Origin of the sequence: Pseudomonas sp. IT-P176, from assembly GCF_949767245.1 — a bacterium.
Lineage (GTDB): Bacteria > Pseudomonadota > Gammaproteobacteria > Pseudomonadales > Pseudomonadaceae > Aquipseudomonas.
This window is the reverse complement of the sequence record NZ_CATKPN010000068.1, coordinates 25,774-44,932: the sequence shown is the minus strand read 5'-3', so window position 1 is coordinate 44,932 and position 19,159 is coordinate 25,774. Positions and strand designations below refer to the sequence as shown.

General features: G+C 59.8%; 14 protein-coding genes. 9 read left to right on the top strand and 5 right to left on the bottom strand.

All coding sequences use genetic code 11. The features are described from left to right. Nucleotides 1–21: 21 nt before the first annotated feature. A complete protein-coding gene (locus ACM6IP_RS19345; protein WP_095167127.1) occupies nt 22–1,011 on the bottom strand; it encodes a Bug family tripartite tricarboxylate transporter substrate binding protein in 990 nt (329 codons plus the stop codon). A gap of 54 nt (nt 1,012–1,065) precedes the next feature. Beyond that, nucleotides 1,066–2,358: an OprD family porin gene (locus ACM6IP_RS19340; RefSeq protein ID WP_401127901.1), complete on the bottom strand. Its 1,293-nt coding sequence runs from the start codon at nt 2,356–2,358 to the stop codon at nt 1,066–1,068. 234 nt (nt 2,359–2,592) lie between these two features. Between ACM6IP_RS19340 and ACM6IP_RS19335 the strand changes: the two genes are divergently transcribed. Then, complete coding sequence (locus ACM6IP_RS19335; protein ID WP_095167129.1) at nt 2,593–3,264, top strand: response regulator; 672 nt, start codon at nt 2,593–2,595, stop codon at nt 3,262–3,264. After that, complete coding sequence (locus ACM6IP_RS19330; RefSeq protein ID WP_095167131.1) at nt 3,257–4,642, top strand: sensor histidine kinase; 1,386 nt, start codon at nt 3,257–3,259, stop codon at nt 4,640–4,642. The genes ACM6IP_RS19335 and ACM6IP_RS19330 overlap by 8 nt, the downstream gene beginning before the upstream one ends. Before the next feature lie 48 nt (nt 4,643–4,690). Here ACM6IP_RS19330 and ACM6IP_RS19325 read toward each other — a convergent pair whose 3' ends face one another. Beyond that, nucleotides 4,691–4,936 carry a hypothetical protein gene (locus tag ACM6IP_RS19325; RefSeq protein ID WP_095167133.1) on the bottom strand — a complete coding sequence of 82 codons (246 nt, stop codon included), beginning with the start codon at nt 4,934–4,936 and terminating at the stop codon, nt 4,691–4,693. 253 nt (nt 4,937–5,189) lie between these two features. Next, entirely contained in the window at nt 5,190–5,453 is a 264-nt protein-coding gene (locus tag ACM6IP_RS19320) for a DUF2790 domain-containing protein (RefSeq protein ID WP_095167135.1), read from the bottom strand. A 373-nt stretch (nt 5,454–5,826) separates the two neighbouring features. Between ACM6IP_RS19320 and acs the strand changes: the two genes are divergently transcribed. The 7 genes from acs (at nt 5,827) to argR (ending at nt 13,926) form a co-directional block, all read left to right on the top strand. Continuing rightward, entirely contained in the window at nt 5,827–7,782 is a 1,956-nt protein-coding gene (acs, locus tag ACM6IP_RS19315) for an acetate--CoA ligase (protein ID WP_414862110.1), read from the top strand. Between the two features lie 793 nt (nt 7,783–8,575). Beyond that, nucleotides 8,576–9,349 (top strand): ABC transporter substrate-binding protein, encoded by a 774-nt coding sequence (locus ACM6IP_RS19310; RefSeq protein ID WP_159994201.1) that lies wholly within the window; start codon nt 8,576–8,578, stop codon nt 9,347–9,349. 91 nt (nt 9,350–9,440) lie between these two features. Continuing rightward, the gene (locus tag ACM6IP_RS19305; protein ID WP_095171536.1) at nt 9,441–10,130 is read left to right on the top strand and encodes an ABC transporter permease; all 690 of its coding nucleotides are present in this window, start codon (nt 9,441–9,443) and stop codon (nt 10,128–10,130) included. After that, the gene (locus ACM6IP_RS19300; RefSeq protein WP_095171538.1) at nt 10,127–10,825 is read left to right on the top strand and encodes an ABC transporter permease; all 699 of its coding nucleotides are present in this window, start codon (nt 10,127–10,129) and stop codon (nt 10,823–10,825) included. The genes ACM6IP_RS19305 and ACM6IP_RS19300 overlap by 4 nt, the downstream gene beginning before the upstream one ends. 1 nt (nt 10,826) lies before the next feature. Further along, nucleotides 10,827–11,939, top strand: a complete 1,113-nt coding sequence (locus tag ACM6IP_RS19295; RefSeq protein ID WP_414862109.1) for a succinylglutamate desuccinylase/aspartoacylase family protein — start codon at nt 10,827–10,829, stop codon at nt 11,937–11,939. 23 nt (nt 11,940–11,962) lie between these two features. After that, nucleotides 11,963–12,727, top strand: a complete 765-nt coding sequence (locus ACM6IP_RS19290; protein ID WP_095171542.1) for an ABC transporter ATP-binding protein — start codon at nt 11,963–11,965, stop codon at nt 12,725–12,727. 218 nt (nt 12,728–12,945) lie between these two features. After that, nucleotides 12,946–13,926 (top strand): transcriptional regulator ArgR, encoded by a 981-nt coding sequence (argR, locus tag ACM6IP_RS19285; RefSeq protein WP_095171543.1) that lies wholly within the window; start codon nt 12,946–12,948, stop codon nt 13,924–13,926. Between the two features lie 57 nt (nt 13,927–13,983). Here argR and ACM6IP_RS19280 read toward each other — a convergent pair whose 3' ends face one another. Continuing rightward, nucleotides 13,984–19,014, bottom strand: a complete 5,031-nt coding sequence (locus ACM6IP_RS19280; protein ID WP_414862108.1) for a dermonecrotic toxin domain-containing protein — start codon at nt 19,012–19,014, stop codon at nt 13,984–13,986. Nucleotides 19,015–19,159: the final 145 nt, after the last annotated feature.

The following is a 19,159-nucleotide window of genomic DNA, read 5'->3' as shown; positions in this document are numbered from 1 at the left end:
GTGGCCGTGAGAACGAGGCGATTACTGGATCAGGCCGAACTCTTTGGCCAGCAGCTTGTAGTCCGCGACCTGTTTCTTCACGTAGGTGTCCAGCTCGACCCCGGTCATGGCGAACGGGAACAGTTCACGCTGGTCACGCAGCTTGGCGAACTCTTCGGAAGCCAGCAGTTTGTCGAAGGCGTTTTTCCACCAGGCGTATTCGGCATCGCTGACCTTTGGCCCAAGGTAGAAGCCGCGTACCACCGGCCAGACGATGTCGTAGCCTTGCTCCTTGGCGGTAGGGATATCCTTCATTTCCGGCTCGTCCAGGCGCTCGTTGGCGAACACGGCGAGCAGGCGCATGTCACCGCTCTGGATGTGCGGCATGGAGTCGGAGATGTCGGTACTGCCGACCTGGATGTGACCACCGAGCAGGGCAGTGGCAATTTCGCCACCGCCTTCGAGTGCCACGTACCGCAGGTCACGAGGGTTGATCCCGGCAGCCTTGGCGATCAGGGCGGTTTGCATCCAATCCTGGCTGCCCACCGTGCCGCCGGAACCTATTACCACTTTGCTCGGGTCTTTCTTCAGCGCCTGCACCAGGTCGTCGAGGTTCTTGTAGGGCGAATCGTTTTTCACGGCGATGGCGCCATAGCTGGTGCCGACTGCCGCCAACCAACGCACGGCGTTTTCATCAAAACGGCCGAACTTGCCCTGGGCCAGGTTCAACAGCGAACCGCTGGACCAGGCCACCAGGGTCCCGGCATCGGCGGGGCGTTGGGCGACCACCGCGTTGTACGCCACGGCGCCGACACCGCCGGGCATGTAGGTCACGCGCATCGGCTTGGACAGCAGTTTTTCGTTGACCAGCGCGCTCTGCACCAGCTTGCAGGTCAGGTCGAAACCACCGCCGGGCGACGCCGGGGCAATGCATTCCGGACGCTTGGGCTCAGTGCTGTCGGCGGCGAGCAGGGGGGCGGTGACCAGCAGGCAACTGGCGGCGAGAGCAAGGTTACGCAGCGAAAAATTCATCGGTCGTCTCCACAGGAGTTGTTATTGGAGTGGCACGGTTGCGGCTTGAGTCCATTACCAGAGGGCAACGCTGTAGCTCACCAGCACCCGCACTTCATCAGCGTCGCGGGCCGAATAGTTCGAACGATAGGTGGCATTGCGCAGGCGCAGGGCGACGTCCTTGAGGGCGCCGCTTTGCACCACGTACTTGATCTCGGTGTTGCGTTCCCATTCCTTGCCGGTCTCGCCATTGTTGAGCTTGATGTTGTCACCGCTCAGGTAACGGCTCATGAAGCTCAGGCCGGGCACGCCCAACTTGGCGAAGTCGTAGTCGTAACGGGCCTGCCAGGAACGTTCTTCGGCGCCGGCGAAGTCGTTGATCTGCACGAAGTTGACCAGGTAGGGATCGGAGCCGTCGACATAGGGGAAGGCGCTGTCGCCCGACATGTGCTGGTAACCGGCGCTGAATTTATGCCCGCTCAAGGCGTAGCTCAACAGGCCGTTGAGGGAGTTGTTGTCGATCTTGCCGCCGCGGGCCTGACCGGAATCGTCGCTGACCGCCAGGCGCAGGTCGGCGGCGAACGTCCCCGGACCTGCCGGCTGTGATGCCAGCAAACCGAGGAAGTGCTGGTTGTAGACCTCACCCAATTGAGCGAAGTGGTAGCTGCCGGTGATCTTGTCGGTGAACTTGTAGTCCAGGCCGCCGAAATCGAAATGGCTGCCAGCGACGGTGCCGGCGAAACGGCTGTTCTTGTTGTTCAGGGCGACGTCTTCGAAGTTGGTGCTGTCGCGGTCCTTGGCTTTGTCCAGGCGCCCGCCGGTGAAGGTCAGGTTCTTGATCTCCTTGGAAGTCAGCAGGCCGCCTTCGAAGGTCTGGGGCAGGATGCGTCCGTCGTTGGCCTTGAGGATCGGCAACTCGGGAATCAGGCTGCCGATCTTCAGCTCGGTGGCGGAAATCTTCACCTTGCCGGTGAGGCCTAGCTTGGAATATTCGTCGGCCGCGCGCCCGTCGTCATGGGTTGGCAACAGGCCAGTACCGGTACGGTCGGGGCTGGAGTCGAGCTTGATCCCGAGCATCCCCAGCGCGTCGACCCCGAACCCTACGGTGCCGTCGGTGTAGCCCGACTCGAGGTTGAGCATGAAGCCCTGGGCCCACTCGTCACGCTTGGATTGCTGGGCGCTGGTGCCACTGCGAAAGTCGCGGTTGAAGTACATGTTGCGGGTTTCCAGGGTCGCGCTGCTGTCTTCGAAGAAGGCGGCATGACTGGCAGGCGTGAAGCCGGCTAGGGCGGCGGCGCTGGCAAGGGCGGTGGTACCAAGGCGGGAAAAACGAACAGGCAGGTAAGCCTGGGGCTGCGTAGACAGCATCGTGAAGCACTCCATTTATTGTTCTTATTGGGGCGAAAACGCATCGGGGCGTTTTTCGTTCACTACTCTCAAGGACACGGCAGTCGAAACTGTCCGTGGCTGGACTCTAGCGGGCCAACCTTTCGCTAACCTTTCAGAATACTTTCACCGGTTACGGGCTTCACAGCGGCGGATGCGGCTGTAAACTCCGCGCCGAAGAATGGCGTCGACCATCCCCACCTGAGGTAAAGATCCATGCGCGTGCTTCTCGTCGAAGACCATCTGCAGCTGGCCGAAAGTGTCGCCCAGGCGCTCAAGAGCACAGGGCTGACCGTGGATGTGCTGCACGATGGGGTGGCGGCTGACCTGGCCTTGAGCAGCGAGGACTACGCGGTGGCGATCCTCGATGTGGGCCTGCCGCGCATGGACGGTTTTGAAGTACTGGCGCGCTTGCGCAGCCGTGGCAAAAACCTCCCGGTGCTGATGCTGACCGCCCGCAGCGACGTCAAGGATCGGGTCCATGGGCTCAACCTCGGTGCCGACGACTACCTGGCCAAGCCTTTCGAATTGACCGAGCTTGAAGCGCGGGTCAAGGCTCTGCTGCGCCGCAGCGTGTTGGGTGGCGAACGCCAGCAGCGTTGCGGGGGGCTGGTGTATGACCTCGACACCCGGCGCTTCAGCCTCGGTGACGAACTGCTGACCCTGACCTCCCGCGAGCAGGCCGTGCTCGAGGCGCTGATTGCCCGTCCTGGCCGGGTGATGAGCAAGGAGCAACTGGCCTCCCAGGTGTTCGGTCTCGACGAGGAGGCCAGCCCCGACGCCATCGAAATCTACGTGCACCGCCTGCGCAAGAAACTCGACGGGCACTCAGTGGCCATCGTCACGTTCAGGGGGTTGGGCTACCTGTTGGAAAGCCGTGATGCATAAGCCCAGGAGTCTGCGTTGGGGGTTGCTGGGCAACCTCGCGCTGTTGCTGGTGGTGCTGATGATCGCCAGCGGCCTGAGCGCCTACTGGAATGGCCGGGAAGCGGCCGACACCGCCTATGACCGGACCTTGCTGGCTTCGGCGCGGACCATCGCCGCCGGCCTGTCCCAGCGTGACGGCAGCCTCAGTGCCGATGTGCCGTACGTGGCGCTGGACACCTTCGCCTACGACAGTGCCGGGCGCATCTATTACCAGGTCAACGACATCCACCAGAAGCTGATTTCCGGTTACGAAAACCTCCCGGGCCCGCCGCCCGGCACCCCGCGCACCGACGACTATCCGGCGCTGGCACGCTTCTACAACGCCACTTACCTGGGCCAGAACGTGCGGGTGGTCAGCCTGCTCAAGGCAGTGAGCGAACCGAACATGAACGGCATGGCGGAAATTCGCGTGGCGGAAACCGACGAGGCGCGGGTCAGCATGGCCCGCAGCCTGATGGCCGATACCTTGCTGCGCCTGGGCATGCTCGCCGGAGGCGCCTTGCTCCTGGTGTGGTTTGCCGTGAGTGCCGCGTTGCGTCCGCTGGAGCGCTTGCGCACCGCGGTGGAAGAGCGCCAACCGGATGACTTGCGGCCGCTGCCGTTGGTCCAGGTACAGCGTGAATTGTGGCCTTTGGTGCGGGCCCTCAACCATTTCACTGAGCGCCTGCGCGGCCAGTTCGAGCGCCAGGCGCAATTCATTGCCGACGCGGCCCATGAGTTGCGCACTCCACTGGCGGCGCTCAAGGCGCGCCTTGAACTGGGCTTGCGCGCCACTGAGCCGCAGACCTGGCGCAGCACCCTGGAAAGCGCCGCCCAAGGCACCGATCGCCTGACGCACCTGGCCAATCAACTGCTGTCGCTGGCCCGTGTCGAGAATGGCGCACGGGCGATTGCCGAGGGCGGGGCGCAGTTGCTCGACCTGAGCCAACTGGCACGCGAACTCGGCATGGCCATGGCACCTCTGGCCCATGCCCGGGGGGTTGCCCTGGCGCTGGAAGCTGACGAACCGGTGTGGTTGCGCGGTGAGCCGACACTGCTCAACGAGTTGCTGAGCAACCTGGTGGACAACGCCCTGGCCCACACGCCAGCAGGTGGCAACGTGATCTTGCGCGTCAGCGCGCCGGCAGTGCTGGAGGTTGAAGATGACGGGCCGGGGATTCCGCTGGAGGAGCGTGACCGGGTGTTCGAACGTTTCTACCGCCGCAACCAGCAAGTCGCAGGGTCTGGCTTGGGGTTGGCGATTGTCGGGGAAATCTGCCGCGCGCACCTGGCCCACATTACCCTGCACGACGGTGCACAGGCGGGGCTGAAGGTTCGGGTCAGTTTTATCGCGGGCTAAAAACAACTAAGCCCGGCCGAGGCCGGGCTGTGAGCAGAGATTCAGCACTTAGCTGAGGTTGGCCGAACCGGTGCGATCGAAGCCATCAGCAGCGAGGGTAGCGGAACCGGTGCGATCGAAGCCATCAGCGGCGAGAGTGGCGGACCCGGTGCGATCGAAGCCATCAGCAGCGAGGGTAGCGGACCCGGTGCGATCAAAACCATCAGCGGCAATCGTGCGGTCATAACCGTCGGCGGCGAAGGTGTTGGCGGCCAGGACGGAGAGGGTCAGGGCGAGGATCAGTTGGGTTTTCATGGTGGTGACTCCGAGGTGTTGAGGATGTTGTGTGGGGTTGAAGCTGATACTACTCGGATGAATTTGATTAAAAAGCGCAAATAAATGCTCAAACAAATCGAATTATTAGATGTGACTGCCTTCGGGCCTATTCAAGCAATACAGGCGGTAGAGGGTGGGGCCGCAGGCTCCAGATCTGGTGCGGCGGGCGTTTTTGCCGCAAGAACGATTTCCTGCGGCCGATATTCGAAAGCACTTTTAAGTGCGGGGTGGATCAGCCGTTAGAGCAACCATTGCCCATGACGCTGTAACGCAGGATATGCCGTTGACCGCTCGAGTCTTCATATTCCATGCGCGCTGGCACAACTTCGCAAACACTGGGTATTTCGCTCATGGAGATAACTTTGGCGATATCCAGGTGGGTGGAGTAAGTGTATTCCTCTACCGCTACTGTATTGCCTGCAACATCAGTCGGGACCTCGTCTGCCATGGCGGTAACGCACAGACTGCTGAGGGCCAGAACCAATAAAGCTTTCATTTGAAATTTACCTTTCTGAGGTCGAGAGGGGTCACGCAGCCTTTGTGGGGCTGCGTGTATATCTGGGTTTAGTTACTGTGGATTAACTGCCTTCGTGGGGGCTGCAACTGGGTTAATCACATTGCCGAGTTGGCGAGGCGGATTTTAGGCGTGGGGCGCGGATTCATATAGCCGCGCTTTTGATAAACACTGTTGACAGATCTTGTAACAATCCCCGAAACATCAGCTACCTGGGACGTCCGTACGGCTATGCGCCGGGAAATCTGGACGATTTGTAGGGGCTTGTTACTACCATCGTCGAATGGTTCTATAGGCCCGCCTCGGGCTACAACGGGGTCATACAAAAACAACTATTTCACCGAGGTAAAGAAAGATGAGTGCGGCTTCTCTGTATCCCGTTCGTCCCGAGGTTGCGGCCAATACCCTGACTGACGAGGCGACCTACAAGGCCATGTACCAGCAGTCGGTCGTCAACCCGGACGGCTTCTGGCGCGAACAAGCCAAGCGCCTCGACTGGATCAAGCCTTTCACCACGGTGAAGCAGACCTCGTTCGACGACCACCATGTCGACATCAAGTGGTTCGCCGACGGCACCCTCAACGTTTCCTACAACTGCCTCGACCGCCACCTGGCCGAGCGCGGCGAGCAGATCGCGATCATCTGGGAAGGCGATGACCCTGCCGAGAGCCGCAACATCACCTACCGCGAGCTGCACGAACAAGTCTGCAAGTTTGCCAACGCCCTGCGTGGCCAGGATGTGCACCGCGGCGACGTGGTGACTATCTATATGCCGATGATCCCCGAAGCCGTGGTCGCCATGCTGGCCTGCACTCGGATCGGCGCGATTCACTCGGTGGTGTTCGGCGGCTTCTCGCCCGAAGCCCTGGCCGGACGGATCATCGACTGCAAATCGAAAGTGGTGATCACCGCTGACGAAGGCCTGCGTGCCGGTAAGAAAATTTCCCTCAAGGCCAACGTCGACGACGCGCTGACCAACCCGGAAACCAGCAGCATCCAGAAAGTCATCGTGTGCAAGCGCACCGGTGGCGACATCAAGTGGAACCAGCATCGCGACATCTGGTACGAAGACCTGATGAAAGTCGCGGGCACCGTCTGCGCGCCGAAAGAAATGGGCGCCGAAGAAGCGCTGTTCATCCTCTACACCTCCGGTTCCACCGGCAAGCCAAAGGGCGTTCAGCACACCACCGGCGGCTACCTGCTGTACGCGGCGCTGACCCATGAGCGCGTGTTCGACTACCGTCCGGGCGAAATCTACTGGTGCACCGCCGACGTCGGCTGGGTCACTGGCCACACCTACATCGTCTACGGCCCGCTGGCCAATGGCGCGACCACCCTGCTGTTCGAAGGTGTGCCGAACTACCCGGACATCACCCGGGTGGGGAAAATCGTCGACAAGCACCAGGTCAATATCCTCTACACCGCGCCGACCGCGATCCGCGCGATGATGGCCTCCGGCACTGCGGCCTGCGAAGGCACCGATGGCAGCAGCCTGCGTCTGTTGGGTTCGGTGGGTGAGCCGATCAACCCAGAAGCTTGGGACTGGTACTACAAGAACGTCGGACAATCGCGTTGCCCGATCGTCGACACCTGGTGGCAGACCGAAACCGGCGCCACCCTGATGAGCCCACTGCCGGGCGCTCACGCCCTCAAGCCAGGCTCTGCGGCGCGTCCGTTCTTCGGCGTGGTGCCGGCGCTGGTGGATAACCTGGGCAACATCATCGAAGGTGCGGCCGAGGGCAACCTGGTGATCCTCGACTCGTGGCCAGGCCAGGCCCGTACCCTGTACGGCGACCATGACCGTTTTGTCGACACCTACTTCAAGACCTTCCGCGGCATGTACTTCACCGGCGACGGTGCTCGTCGCGATGAAGACGGCTACTGGTGGATCACCGGCCGGGTGGATGACGTGCTCAACGTCTCCGGCCACCGCATGGGCACCGCCGAGATCGAGAGCGCGATGGTCGCCCACCCGAAAGTCGCCGAGGCCGCGGTAGTCGGCGTGCCGCACGACATCAAGGGCCAGGGGATCTATGTCTACGTCACCCTCAACGGTGGCGAAGAGCCGAACGAAGCGTTGCGCCTGGAACTGAAGAACTGGGTGCGCAAGGAGATCGGTCCGATCGCCTCGCCGGATGTCATCCAGTGGGCGCCAGGGCTGCCGAAAACCCGTTCGGGGAAAATCATGCGCCGCATCCTGCGCAAGATTGCCACGGCTGAGTACGATGGCTTGGGTGACATCTCGACCCTGGCCGACCCGGGTGTGGTGCAGCATTTGATCGATACTCACAAGACCATGAACGTCGCGTAAGCGCGGTTCTCGATTCACCAAAAGCCCCGCCGGCATTGCGCCGAGCGGGGCTTTTTCGTAGTGCTCGCCGTTTGCTGGGAAATGCCCAATCCCCCGTAGCTGTCGAGCCCGCGAGGCTGCGTTCGAGGACGCAGTCCTCGCCGCCCTTCGCTCAATTTGCCGACGGTGCAGGTCGATCAAGATCAAGAGCGCGGCGACCTGGCGGCCGGCCTGCCTGGCTTTCTCTGGTGTTGCATTCCCTGTGGGAGAGCCGGGCGGTTACACCTTTGTGTTGTGAGCGCGGAGCGCTCGACCGATAAACGCCTGTGCAAACACCGGGCGAATAAATATCGACCAGCCTGTGGGGCGTTTCCGGGCGTTACCCCGGCGCTGAAATGTGTAACCGTTGGCTGAATTTCGGGGCGATGGGAAACGAAAGGCCCCGTTTTAGGGCCTTTGAAGCGGGTATGAAAAATATGACATTACGCTGCGCTTGCCGGATTAGAAGGGTTTGCCAATAATAGGCCCGCAATTTGCAGCATAGATCGGTTCAATGTCTTTTGCTCTTGCATAAACTTCAAGGGCTGTCAATGTGCTCAAACCTGTTTCTCGGTGCTTCTGTAATTTGTTGTCGCATTGAAGAAATATCGACTTCGGGCCTGTCGTTAGAATGCCGATCACTCGCTCGTCGTTGTCCGCGTTGAAAACAACGCGCGCCGACCAGGACGCAGCAACGTTTTTTACGTTTAACCCATTCGCATATTGGGCTGATGCTCACTCTGCCGTTTTCGCCCTTTACCGATGGAGTCCTAAGATGAAGAAACTCGTGCTTCTTGGCGCCCTGGCACTGTCCGTGCTGTCCCTGCCAACGTTCGCCGATGAAAAGCCTCTGAAAATTGGTATCGAGGCGGCTTACCCTCCGTTCGCGTCCAAATCGCCGGACGGCAGCATCGTTGGTTTCGACTACGACATCGGCAACGCCTTGTGCGAAGAGATGAAGGTCAAGTGCGTTTGGGTCGAGCAAGAGTTCGACGGCCTGATCCCGGCACTCAAGGTGCGCAAGATCGACGCCATCCTGTCGTCCATGTCGATCACCGAAGATCGCAAGAAGTCCGTGGACTTCACCAACAAGTACTACAACACCCCGGCACGCCTGGTGATGAAGGCCGGCACTCAGGTTGGCGACAACCTGGCCGAGCTCAAGGGCAAGAACATCGGTGTGCAGCGTGGTTCGATTCACGAGCGTTTCGCTCGTGAAGTCCTGGCCCCGCTGGGTGCGGAAATCAAGCCATACGGTTCGCAGAACGAGATCTACCTGGACGTGGCTGCCGGTCGCCTCGACGGCACCGTGGCAGACGCTACCCTGTTGAATGATGGCTTCCTGAAAACCGACGCTGGCAAAGGCTTCGCGTTTGTTGGCCCGGCCTTCACCGACGTCAAATACTTCGGCGACGGCGTGGGTATCGCAGTACGCAAGGGTGATGCGTTGAAAGACAAGATCAACACCGCGATCACTGGCATTCGCGAGAATGGCAAGTACAAGCAAATCCAGGACAAGTACTTCGACTTCGACATTTACGGCAAGTAAATCGTCGCAGCGACAAGTCCGAAATGGCGCAAGCAACAGGATCTCTGAGGTTTGCGCCATTTTTTCATCCCAATTTTCGAGGACCTGAATCATGTTGAAAGGCTACGGGGCTGTCATCCTCGATGGCGCATGGCTGACGCTTCAGCTCGCCTTGTCGTCCATGGCCTTGGCCATTGTTCTGGGTCTGATCGGGGTCGCGTTGCGCCTGTCGCCGGTACGCTGGCTGGCCTGGCTGGGCGATCTGTACTCCACGGTAATCCGCGGTATTCCCGACCTGGTACTGATCCTGCTGATTTTCTACGGCGGTCAGGACCTGCTCAACCGCGTAGCGCCGTTGCTTGGTTATGACGACTACATCGACCTGAATCCGCTGGTCGCCGGTATCGGCACCCTGGGCTTCATCTTCGGCGCGTACCTGTCGGAAACCTTTCGCGGTGCCTTCATGGCGATCCCCAAGGGGCAGGCCGAAGCGGGCATGGCCTACGGCATGAGCAGCTTCCAGGTGTTCTTCCGAGTCCTGGTACCACAGATGATTCGCCTGGCGATTCCCGGCTTCACCAACAACTGGCTGGTATTGACCAAGGCCACTGCGCTGATTTCGGTGGTGGGTCTGCAAGACATGATGTTCAAGGCCAAGCAGGCGGCAGATGCCACCCGCGAGCCTTTCACCTTCTTCCTCGCGGTGGCGGCAATGTACCTGGTGATCACCAGTGTCTCGTTGCTGGCATTGCGTCACCTTGAGAAGCGCTACTCGGTAGGCGTAAGGGCGGCTGATCTATGATCTTCGACTACAACGTCATCTGGGAGGCACTGCCGCTGTACCTCGGCGGTCTGCTGACCACTTTGAAACTGCTCGGGCTGTCGCTGTTCTTCGGCCTGCTGTGCGCCTTGCCCCTGGGCTTGATGCGGGTGTCCAAGCAGCCGGTCATCAACATGACCGCCTGGCTCTACACCTACGTGATCCGCGGCACGCCGATGCTGGTGCAGCTGTTCCTGATCTACTACGGCCTGGCCCAGTTCGAAGCCGTGCGCGAGAGCTTCCTCTGGCCATGGTTGTCGAGCGCGACCTTCTGCGCGTGCCTGGCCTTTGCCGTCAACACCAGTGCCTACACCGCCGAAATCATCGCCGGCAGCCTGCGGGCCACGCCCAATGGCGAGATCGAGGCGGCCAAGGCCATGGGCATGTCGCGCTTCAAGATGTACAAGCGCATCCTGCTGCCATCGGCCTTGCGCCGGGCGCTGCCGCAGTACAGCAACGAAGTGATCATGATGCTGCAGACCACCAGTCTGGCGTCCATCGTCACCCTGATCGACATCACCGGTGCCGCGCGTACCGTCAACGCCCAGTACTACCTGCCGTTCGAAGCCTACATCACCGCCGGCGTGTTCTACCTGTGCCTGACGTTTATCCTGGTGCGCCTGTTCAAGATGGCCGAGCGCCGCTGGCTGGGCTACATGGCCCCACGGAAGCACTGATATGGAACGTATTGACCATCAGTTGCCGTGGAGCCACCTGGGTAGCGAGCGCCATGTTTCGGTGTTCCGCTTCGGCGCTGGCGAGCGCAAGGCCTATATCCAGGCCAGCCTGCACGCCGACGAATTGCCGGGGATGCGCACGGCCTGGGAGCTGAAAAAGCGCTTGGGCGAACTCGAAGCCCAAGGTGCCCTCAACGGGGTGATCGAGCTGGTACCGGTGGCCAACCCGCTGGGCCTTGGGCAGTTGCTCCAGGGCAACCACCAAGGTCGTTTCGAGGCGGGCAGCGGCAAGAATTTCAACCGTGATTTCGTCGAGTTGAGTGCGCCGGTGGCCGCGCAGCTCGAAGGTCGCCTGGGGGATGATCCGCACGCCAATGTCCAGTTGATCCGCCAGGCCATGAGTGATGCGCTGGCCGCATTGCCCGCGCCCAGCAGTCAATTGCAGGGCATGCAGCGGATCTTGCTGAGCCATGCCTGCACCGCCGACGTGGTGCTGGACCTGCATTGCGACGCCGAAGCCGCGCTGCACATGTATGCCTTGCCGCAGCACTGGCCGCAGTGGCGTTCGTTGGCCGCGCACTTGAATGTGCGGGTCGGGTTGCTGGCAGAAGACTCCGGCGGCAGCTCCTTTGATGAAGCCTGCTCGTTGCCGTGGCTGCGTTTGGCCCGGCAGTTTCCCCAGGCGCAGATTCCCCTGGCATGCCTGGCGACCACCATCGAGCTGGGCGGTCAGGCAGACACTGGGCGTGCCCAGGCCGAAGGTCACGCCGAGGGCATCCTGGCGTTCCTTGCCGAGCAGGGCCTGATCAAGGGTCAATGGCCGGCCCCGTTGCACGAAGCCTGCGAAGGGCTGCCGTTCGAAGGCACCGAGCTGCTGTTTGCGCCGCATCCGGGCGTGGTGAGTTTCTTGCGTGAGCCGGGCGAGTGGGTCGAGGCCGGTGAGCAGATTTTTGAAGTGATTGATCCTTTGGCTGATCGGGTCAGCACCGTGTGTGCTGGTACGGCCGGCGTGCTGTTTGCCGTTGAACGGCTGCGGTATGCCCAACCCGGTTTCTGGCTGGCCAAGGTGGCGGGGCGCGAAGCGCTGCGTCACGGGCGCTTGCTCAACGACTGACTGTTTTTGTGAGAACCGACAGCATGTACAAACTTGAAGTCCAAGACCTGCATAAACGCTATGGCAGTCACGAAGTGCTCAAGGGCGTGTCCCTGAAGGCAGCGGCAGGCGATGTGATCAGCATCATCGGCTCCAGTGGCTCCGGCAAAAGTACCTTCCTGCGCTGCATCAACCTGCTGGAGCAGCCGCACGCGGGCAAGATCCTGCTCAACAACGAAGAGTTGAAGCTGGTGGCCGGCAAGGACGGCGCGATGAAGGCGGCCGACCCCAAGCAACTGCAGCGCATGCGTTCGCGCCTGTCGATGGTGTTCCAGCATTTCAACCTGTGGTCGCACATGACCGCGCTGGAAAACATCATGGAAGCGCCCGTGCACGTGCTGGGCATGTCCAAGGCCCAGGCGCGGGAAAAGGCCGAGATGTACCTGGCCAAGGTCGGCGTGTCCCATCGCAAGGACGCCTACCCGGGCCACATGTCCGGTGGCGAGCAACAGCGCGTGGCGATTGCCCGGGCGCTGGCGATGGAGCCTGAGGTGATGCTGTTCGACGAACCGACGTCGGCGCTCGACCCGGAGCTGGTTGGCGACGTGCTCAAGGTCATGCAGGCCCTGGCCCAGGAAGGCCGGACCATGGTGGTGGTGACCCACGAAATGGGTTTTGCCCGGGAAGTCTCGAACCAGTTGGTGTTCCTGCACAAAGGTGTGGTCGAGGAAAGTGGCAACCCGCGCGAAGTGCTGGTCAATCCACAGTCCGAACGCCTGCAGCAATTCCTCTCCGGCAGCTTGAAATAGTCAAGGCTGCTGTCTCGCCCTGTAGGAGCGAGCTTGCTCGCGAAGATCGTCAACGATAACGCGGGAAGCCTGATGCTCCGTGGCGTTCTCAGGTTTTTCGCGAGCAGGCTCGCTCCTACAGAGGAGCGGGTCTTCATCGTTTTTTGAGATTTGTGTTGGTTTACGGGCTAGCATTGGCCTTTGTCTTCATTACTGTTACTGGCTTCGGATAGCATTCCATGACCGCCCACAAAATTGGTTTCCTGATTTGGCCCAGCACTAAAGCCTTGACGCTGGCGCTGGCCGAGGAGGCCTTGCGTGTTGCTCAGCGCGTGCATCCGGAAGTGGTTTACGAGCTGGTGTTCCTGCAGGCCGAACCCCCGAGCGAGGGGGCCTGGCAATTGCCGGGTGAGGCCTGGAGCGGCAAGCTGGAAAACTTCCAGAAGCTGTTCCTGCTCGCCGACGAGCCTCCCTCCGCGCTGGCACCGGCCCTGAGCAGTGCGCTCAAGCAGTTGGTGCGCGCCGGTTGTGTGATTGGCGGTCTGTCGGCTGGTGTCTATCCCCTGGCGCAACTGGGTCTGCTCGACGGTTACCGCGCCGCGGTGCACTGGCGTTGGCAGGACGATTTTGCCGAGCGCTTCCCCAAGGTGATTGCCACCAGTCATCTGTTCGATTGGGATCGCGATCGCCTGACGGCGTGCGGCGGGATGTCGGTGCTTGACCTGTTGCTGGCAGTTTTGGCGCGAGACCATGGGGCCGAGCTGGCCGGAGCAGTGTCGGAAGAGTTGGTGGTCGAGCGGATTCGTGAAGGAGGTGAGCGTCAGCGCATTCCCTTGCAGAATCGCCTCGGCTCCAGCCATCCAAAACTCACGCAAGCCGTGTTGCTGATGGAAGCCAACATCGAAGAGCCGCTGACCACCGACGAAATCGCCCAGCATGTGTGCGTGTCCCGTCGGCAGTTGGAGCGGATCTTCAAGCAGTACCTCAACCGCGTGCCGAGCCAGTATTACCTCGAGCTGCGCCTGAACAAGGCGCGGCAGATGTTGATGCAGACCAGCAAGTCGATCATCCAGATCGGCCTGTCCTGTGGTTTCTCCTCGGGCCCGCACTTCTCCAGCGCCTACCGTAACTTCTTCGGCGCCACGCCGCGTGAAGACCGTAACCAGCGGCGCAGCAGCAGCCCGTTCGAACTATCGTCCGTGCCGTCGGAACGCGGCTAGACCGCGGTTGGCCACAGGGAGCGCGAGCTCCCCATGGCCTGACTCAATAGCGAGTACTCAGGTTTCAATATCTGTATCAGGCGCCGGATCAATGGGGGCGGGTAGGTCGGTTTGCTCGAACCCCAGGTCATTTTCGGTTGCGTGGTAGTAAGCGGCGATGCGTTGCATGCTTTGCTCGGTGAATGGATTGCCACTGAAGTCAAAGCTTTCACCGACATCGGGATCGACCTCCATGAGCTCGACGGGCATCTCGGTAATGGCGTTGTAGCTCAGGTCGACATCCGTCCAGGAGTTGATGCTCAACACTCCTCTAGGGATCTCGGTGATGCCTGTATGGCTAAGGTCCAATGAGGAGATATCCGTCATCTGGCTGAGGTCGGGGCTAAGGCCTAGCGGATTGTCCCGCAGATTCAAGTGGTCAAGACGATTCATGCTCGCCAATGCATCGACGGTTTCCTGGGTCAGGGTGATCCTGCACTCAGGCAGGATCAGTGCCGTCAGCCTGCTCATTCTGAAGACGCTATCGGGGATATTATCCAGCTGGTATCCGCGCACGGTCAGGCTGTCCAGGTTCGGAAAAGCTTCCAGGAATCGGCTGATTCGCGGGGCAATGCCTCCTGCGCTCGTCAGGTATATTTCTGGTACATGTCCGAAGTCCGCTGTTAGCACCGGCAAGTCGCCCATGATTGTCAGGTGTGAGGTGAAACCATATTCGCTGACGGCTACGCTCTCGATTGGTATCTGGCGCCAGCACTGTTCCAGCTTTTGCTTGAATTCATCTCTTTTGACGTGCTCGGCAAACAGCTCGTCGGCCGTCATGGGGGCGCCAGTAACGGCGTGGTTGTCGGGCACATTGGCCGTCCATAGACTCAGGTCGTTACGGAGTCTGGTGAGCTCAACTTCGCGGCGTGTCAGGTCGGCTCGACCGTCTGTCAGTGTTCCGGGTAAGCGATAGATGAAATCACTGGCTTCTTCATTGTCCAGGCTGGGATACAGGGCTTTGGCTCGATCGATATCGGCCTGTTCGGCATAGACCCCAAAGTCTTTCTCGGTCCGGCTGTAGTGAATCTTTACACGTTCACGGGTGAGCGGGGACAGTGGGTTGTTGCCAAAATCAAATCCCTCACTGATGTTGCCGGGAAGGTCGAAGAGGGCAGCGGGTAATTCGGTGATCTGGTTGTTATTGAAAATGGCTGTTCGAATGTGAGGGTGATTCACCAGCCCGTCTGGAATGCTGGAAATTCCGGTGTTGGAAAGGTCGATGTAGGTCAGCTCAGGCATGGTGGCCAGATTGGGTGTGAGCCCCAATGGATTGTTGTACAGGTCCAGAACGGAAAGCTTGCTCAGCGATGACAGTGTTGCCTGGCTTTCGGCGGTGAGTACAAGGCCGCAATCGCTCAGTACCAGTTCCTCGAGTTCCGGCAGCGCATTGATCGGCTGCGGTAGTTCCAGCAGGGTAAAGTTGCGCAGTTCCAGCTGGCGCAGACCCGGGAAGCGTTCCAGGAAAGGGCCAATGGAGTGTGCGCTCGCGCTGTTCTGGAGCGAAATGGAGGAAACATGGCTGAAGTCGGCGCTCAGGATGGGGAGATCGCCGATGATCGGCTGGGAAAACTCGAAGACATGCCCGCCCTCGGCTCCCAATGCGTCATCAAAGAGCGCAGTCTCCCGGCGCCAGCAGCGGAGTATTTGCTCCCTGAGCAATCGGCGGTTTTGTGTTTCTATCAGTAATTCCTGTTCACTGAGTGCAACGTTGGTTATCGGGTGCACGGCGGGCGGGTTATTGGCCCAGATATGCAGGTCATCCTGTAGTTGGTAATACTCGTTGCGCAGGCGTGAGAGTTCCGCGCGCGGGCCATTGGGGTGGCTTTGCAGTCGTTGAAGCAGGGTCTGGATAGCTTCTGGGGAAAGGTTGGGATAAAGCTCCCGTGCTCGATCTTCAAGTGTGCGTGGCTGCCCGCCGGAACTGCGGCTATACCCTTCGGCCCCTAGCAAGCGCAGGGTTTCAATGATCGGTTCGGGTGCGGGCGGGAGTGAAAGGACTGTTCGAAATTCGGCTCGTTCCAGGGGATTGTCTCGGATTGCCTGCTTCAGTTTGGTGTTTTGGCCAATATGAATGCTCAGGCTGTTTCGCTGGGCGTCCGGCAAGGCTTGCAATGTGGCGGAGTAAAGGTCGATGGCACCAGACAGTTCCAGGCCTTCGGTGTCGTAGGCCTGGTAGCGGCCATCGCTGGTCAGCACCAGTACTTTGCGGATTGGGGCCTGGACGTCACCTATGCTGTCGACCTGTGGGCCGTCAAAGGTTTGGTCATGAACGTCGATCCGCACCTCGGTAGACCAGCCGGGTAATCGTTCGAGCGAGCGCAGCGCCAGCGTTTTGGTGTCTGCCGAGTCTGGCGAATCCAGATAAAGCCCTTCATACGCGCGCGTCACTCGCACCTCTTCATTGGCCTGGTGTGCAAGGTCCACCAGACGCTTTGGCAGATGCCCGCGATCGATTTCTTTAAGCTCATCGCCGCTGGCCCGGCTCAGTAGTTCCCGGGCAACGCTCAGGGGAAGCTCCGGTGCCGCCTTGATGATTGTCTGGACATGAGGCGGCTGTGTGGCCGCCTGTCCGCTATAGCGTGACTCGAAAAGCGAGGCGCGTTTGTCTTCGGCGATTTGCCCGAGTTTTTTGCTCAGGTTTCTGACGCGAACATCGATGTTGATTGTCGGATCGCCGAAGCTTTCACCGAATACGGTCTTGATCTCACTCTGGTCAAGGGTCTCCAGTATGGTTTTAAGCAAATCGCCATTACGCAGTTGGGCCTCGTGTATCTGTACGACTGGCAGGTGTTCCTTCGCGGAGAATTCCCAGACCGACTCTCCCTCTGTATTGAGAAAGCGTAGCGCTTTGGTTTCTGGCCAAAGACCGTAGCTCGTCAGCAATTGCAACTGGGCTTGCGGATCGGCTTTGCGATATTCCAGAGGGTCGTCGCTGTTGAGCTGATCGATCAGGTTCTGAATATCTTTTTCAATTCGCATACGTTCAAGGGTGTCTGTCAGCAGGGGCGGTTCAGACTCGCTATGGACATGCATCTTGCGCAGAACGTCTTCATGGGTGTTGCTGATGTGCAGGGCCTGGTCAAGTTCAAGATCGGTGAAGGCATCAACCTTGTAGCCGAGACGGCGCGCCAACTTTGTCTTGTCCCAATGCAGCGGTTGGTCAAGCTCGGTTTTCCATGCGCCTGAGCCATTGTGTTTCAGCGGTGACTGATAGGCGTCAGGTCGGTTGGGGTGTTGCAGGTAATGGCTGTCCGCGCTGCTCGCTGTCTGTACGGCGTAGTATTTGTCCTCGATCTGCACAATGCGTTTGCCTTGATGCCGATAGATGCCCTGGGCGTCGGGCTTGAAGCCTGCTGGCAACTCGACTTTCTGCTCGTAGGCGCTGAGGTCCGGTTGCCAGTACCGGGTTTTGCCACCGTGTGCCGAGACCGTTTTGAATTGATCGATGAAGGCGACAATTTCCTTGGGCAGCAGATTGCGGAATTCGCTCGCCGCGACCATGCCACCGGCGGCAAAGGTGCCCATTTGGATGACCGACTCGACCGCGCCCATGAAATGCTCAAAGGCTTCACTTTTCAGGCCTTGGGCCAAGTCAACGATACTTTCGAATGTCTCGTCCAGTAACTGATAGGCCATGTAGGCCATCATCAATTCCCCGGCAAAAGGTACGAAGGGGGTTATCACGAGCACCGCGATCTCGAGGATCGATGTCGCGATGTTGACGAAAGAGTCCCACAGCGCCCAGCGGGCGTTCTGATCAGCTGTTGCGGTCGATACGGCGATGACCCGTGCATCATTGAGGATTTTGTTCAGTTTTTCCTGGTAGAGGTGCTGCCACAGCGTGCGTCTGATGGGGGTAGAAGAGAACTGCAGGTCGGGGTTGTCGATGGCGGATTCGCGCCATGAAGCCAGCGGGTCACCCTGTTGGTGTTGATGCCATGTGACTTGCGTGAGCCGATTGGCGAGATTGCTAAAGAAATAGCCTCGATATTCGTGGGCAACGAACCGGCTGAAGAATGTCTGATAGTTGGCATCGCGCAGTTGTTCAGTCAGCGTACACATGAAATCAGCGGTCGACGGGTACTCCCTGATCGGGTGATTGGGATCATCCGGGACATAGGCCACCACTCGCACCGGCCTGCGGCTCTGCTCAAGGTTCGGGGCAAACAGCACGATGCCGGTGAGCTCGGAGGACATGATGCTGAGGTCGTGACAAAGCAACGTTTCACCGTCCAGCCTCATGCCTTGCAAGCCCTCGAGCAGCCCCTGAATCAACAGAAAATAATCTGCCTGAATATTGCCGTTCATCTGTGCAAATTTCAGCGCCGCCTTTAGTGCGGCTTTCTGGCTCTGGATGACTTTGGGCTGGAGGAGGGTGGTGACAACCGGGTTGGAGACGCCCAGGTTGTCTTCGAGGTAAGTCTTGTATTGGGCGCCAATATCCAGTTCCCGACACAGTCGGGTAAATGCCGGGATACCGATCGTTGCCTTGAGTGCGGGCAGGATGGTGAATTGCCCGATGGCCGAGGGTTCAGTGATGAAAGTTGAGTCAGGTTCGTAGGCGTCGGCTTCGGTTTCTTTGCTTTCAAAGTTGTGCAGCGCCGCGTCCAGCAACGAAACCGTCCAGGTCCGGGCGGCTCCAGACTTAATCGGGAGCCAGGGGATTGTCGCGGGGATATACAGACGCAAGAAGGTTTTCTTGACGTCCACCTCCAGGTTGAAGCGGGTTTTCAGCGCATTCCTGAGTAAGGGTTCGGTGAAGCTGTTGACGTCTTGCAGGCGTTCCAGCGCCTGGTCCACAGCATTTTGTGCGCTCCAGTGAGCGGCGTTGAGAGTGTTGAGCTCGGTATGCTGGTCGGCCGGTGCCGTGGTCAAGCGGTCGGGCAACTGTGGTCGTGTGCGTTTGAGGGCCTGGCGCCTGGCGGGTGATGCCTTGGCGAGCCAGTCGGGAACGGCGTTTCTGAGGGGCAGATAGTGGCTGTCGGGGTGTTCTGAGTGGTGGGTGTTGAGTGTGGTTGCGGGGGGGTGTCCTTCAGGTAATGACATCGTGTTCATCCTTGGCTGTCTAAAGAGTGCCAAGCAGATCAGAGGGCAACGGCCAGGGTGCGCTACATAATTACGGGCGGACACACGGCTCGAAATCAAATCCCGGTAATCCTGCCTCTAACCTGCGCAGGCAGTTTAAACTGCG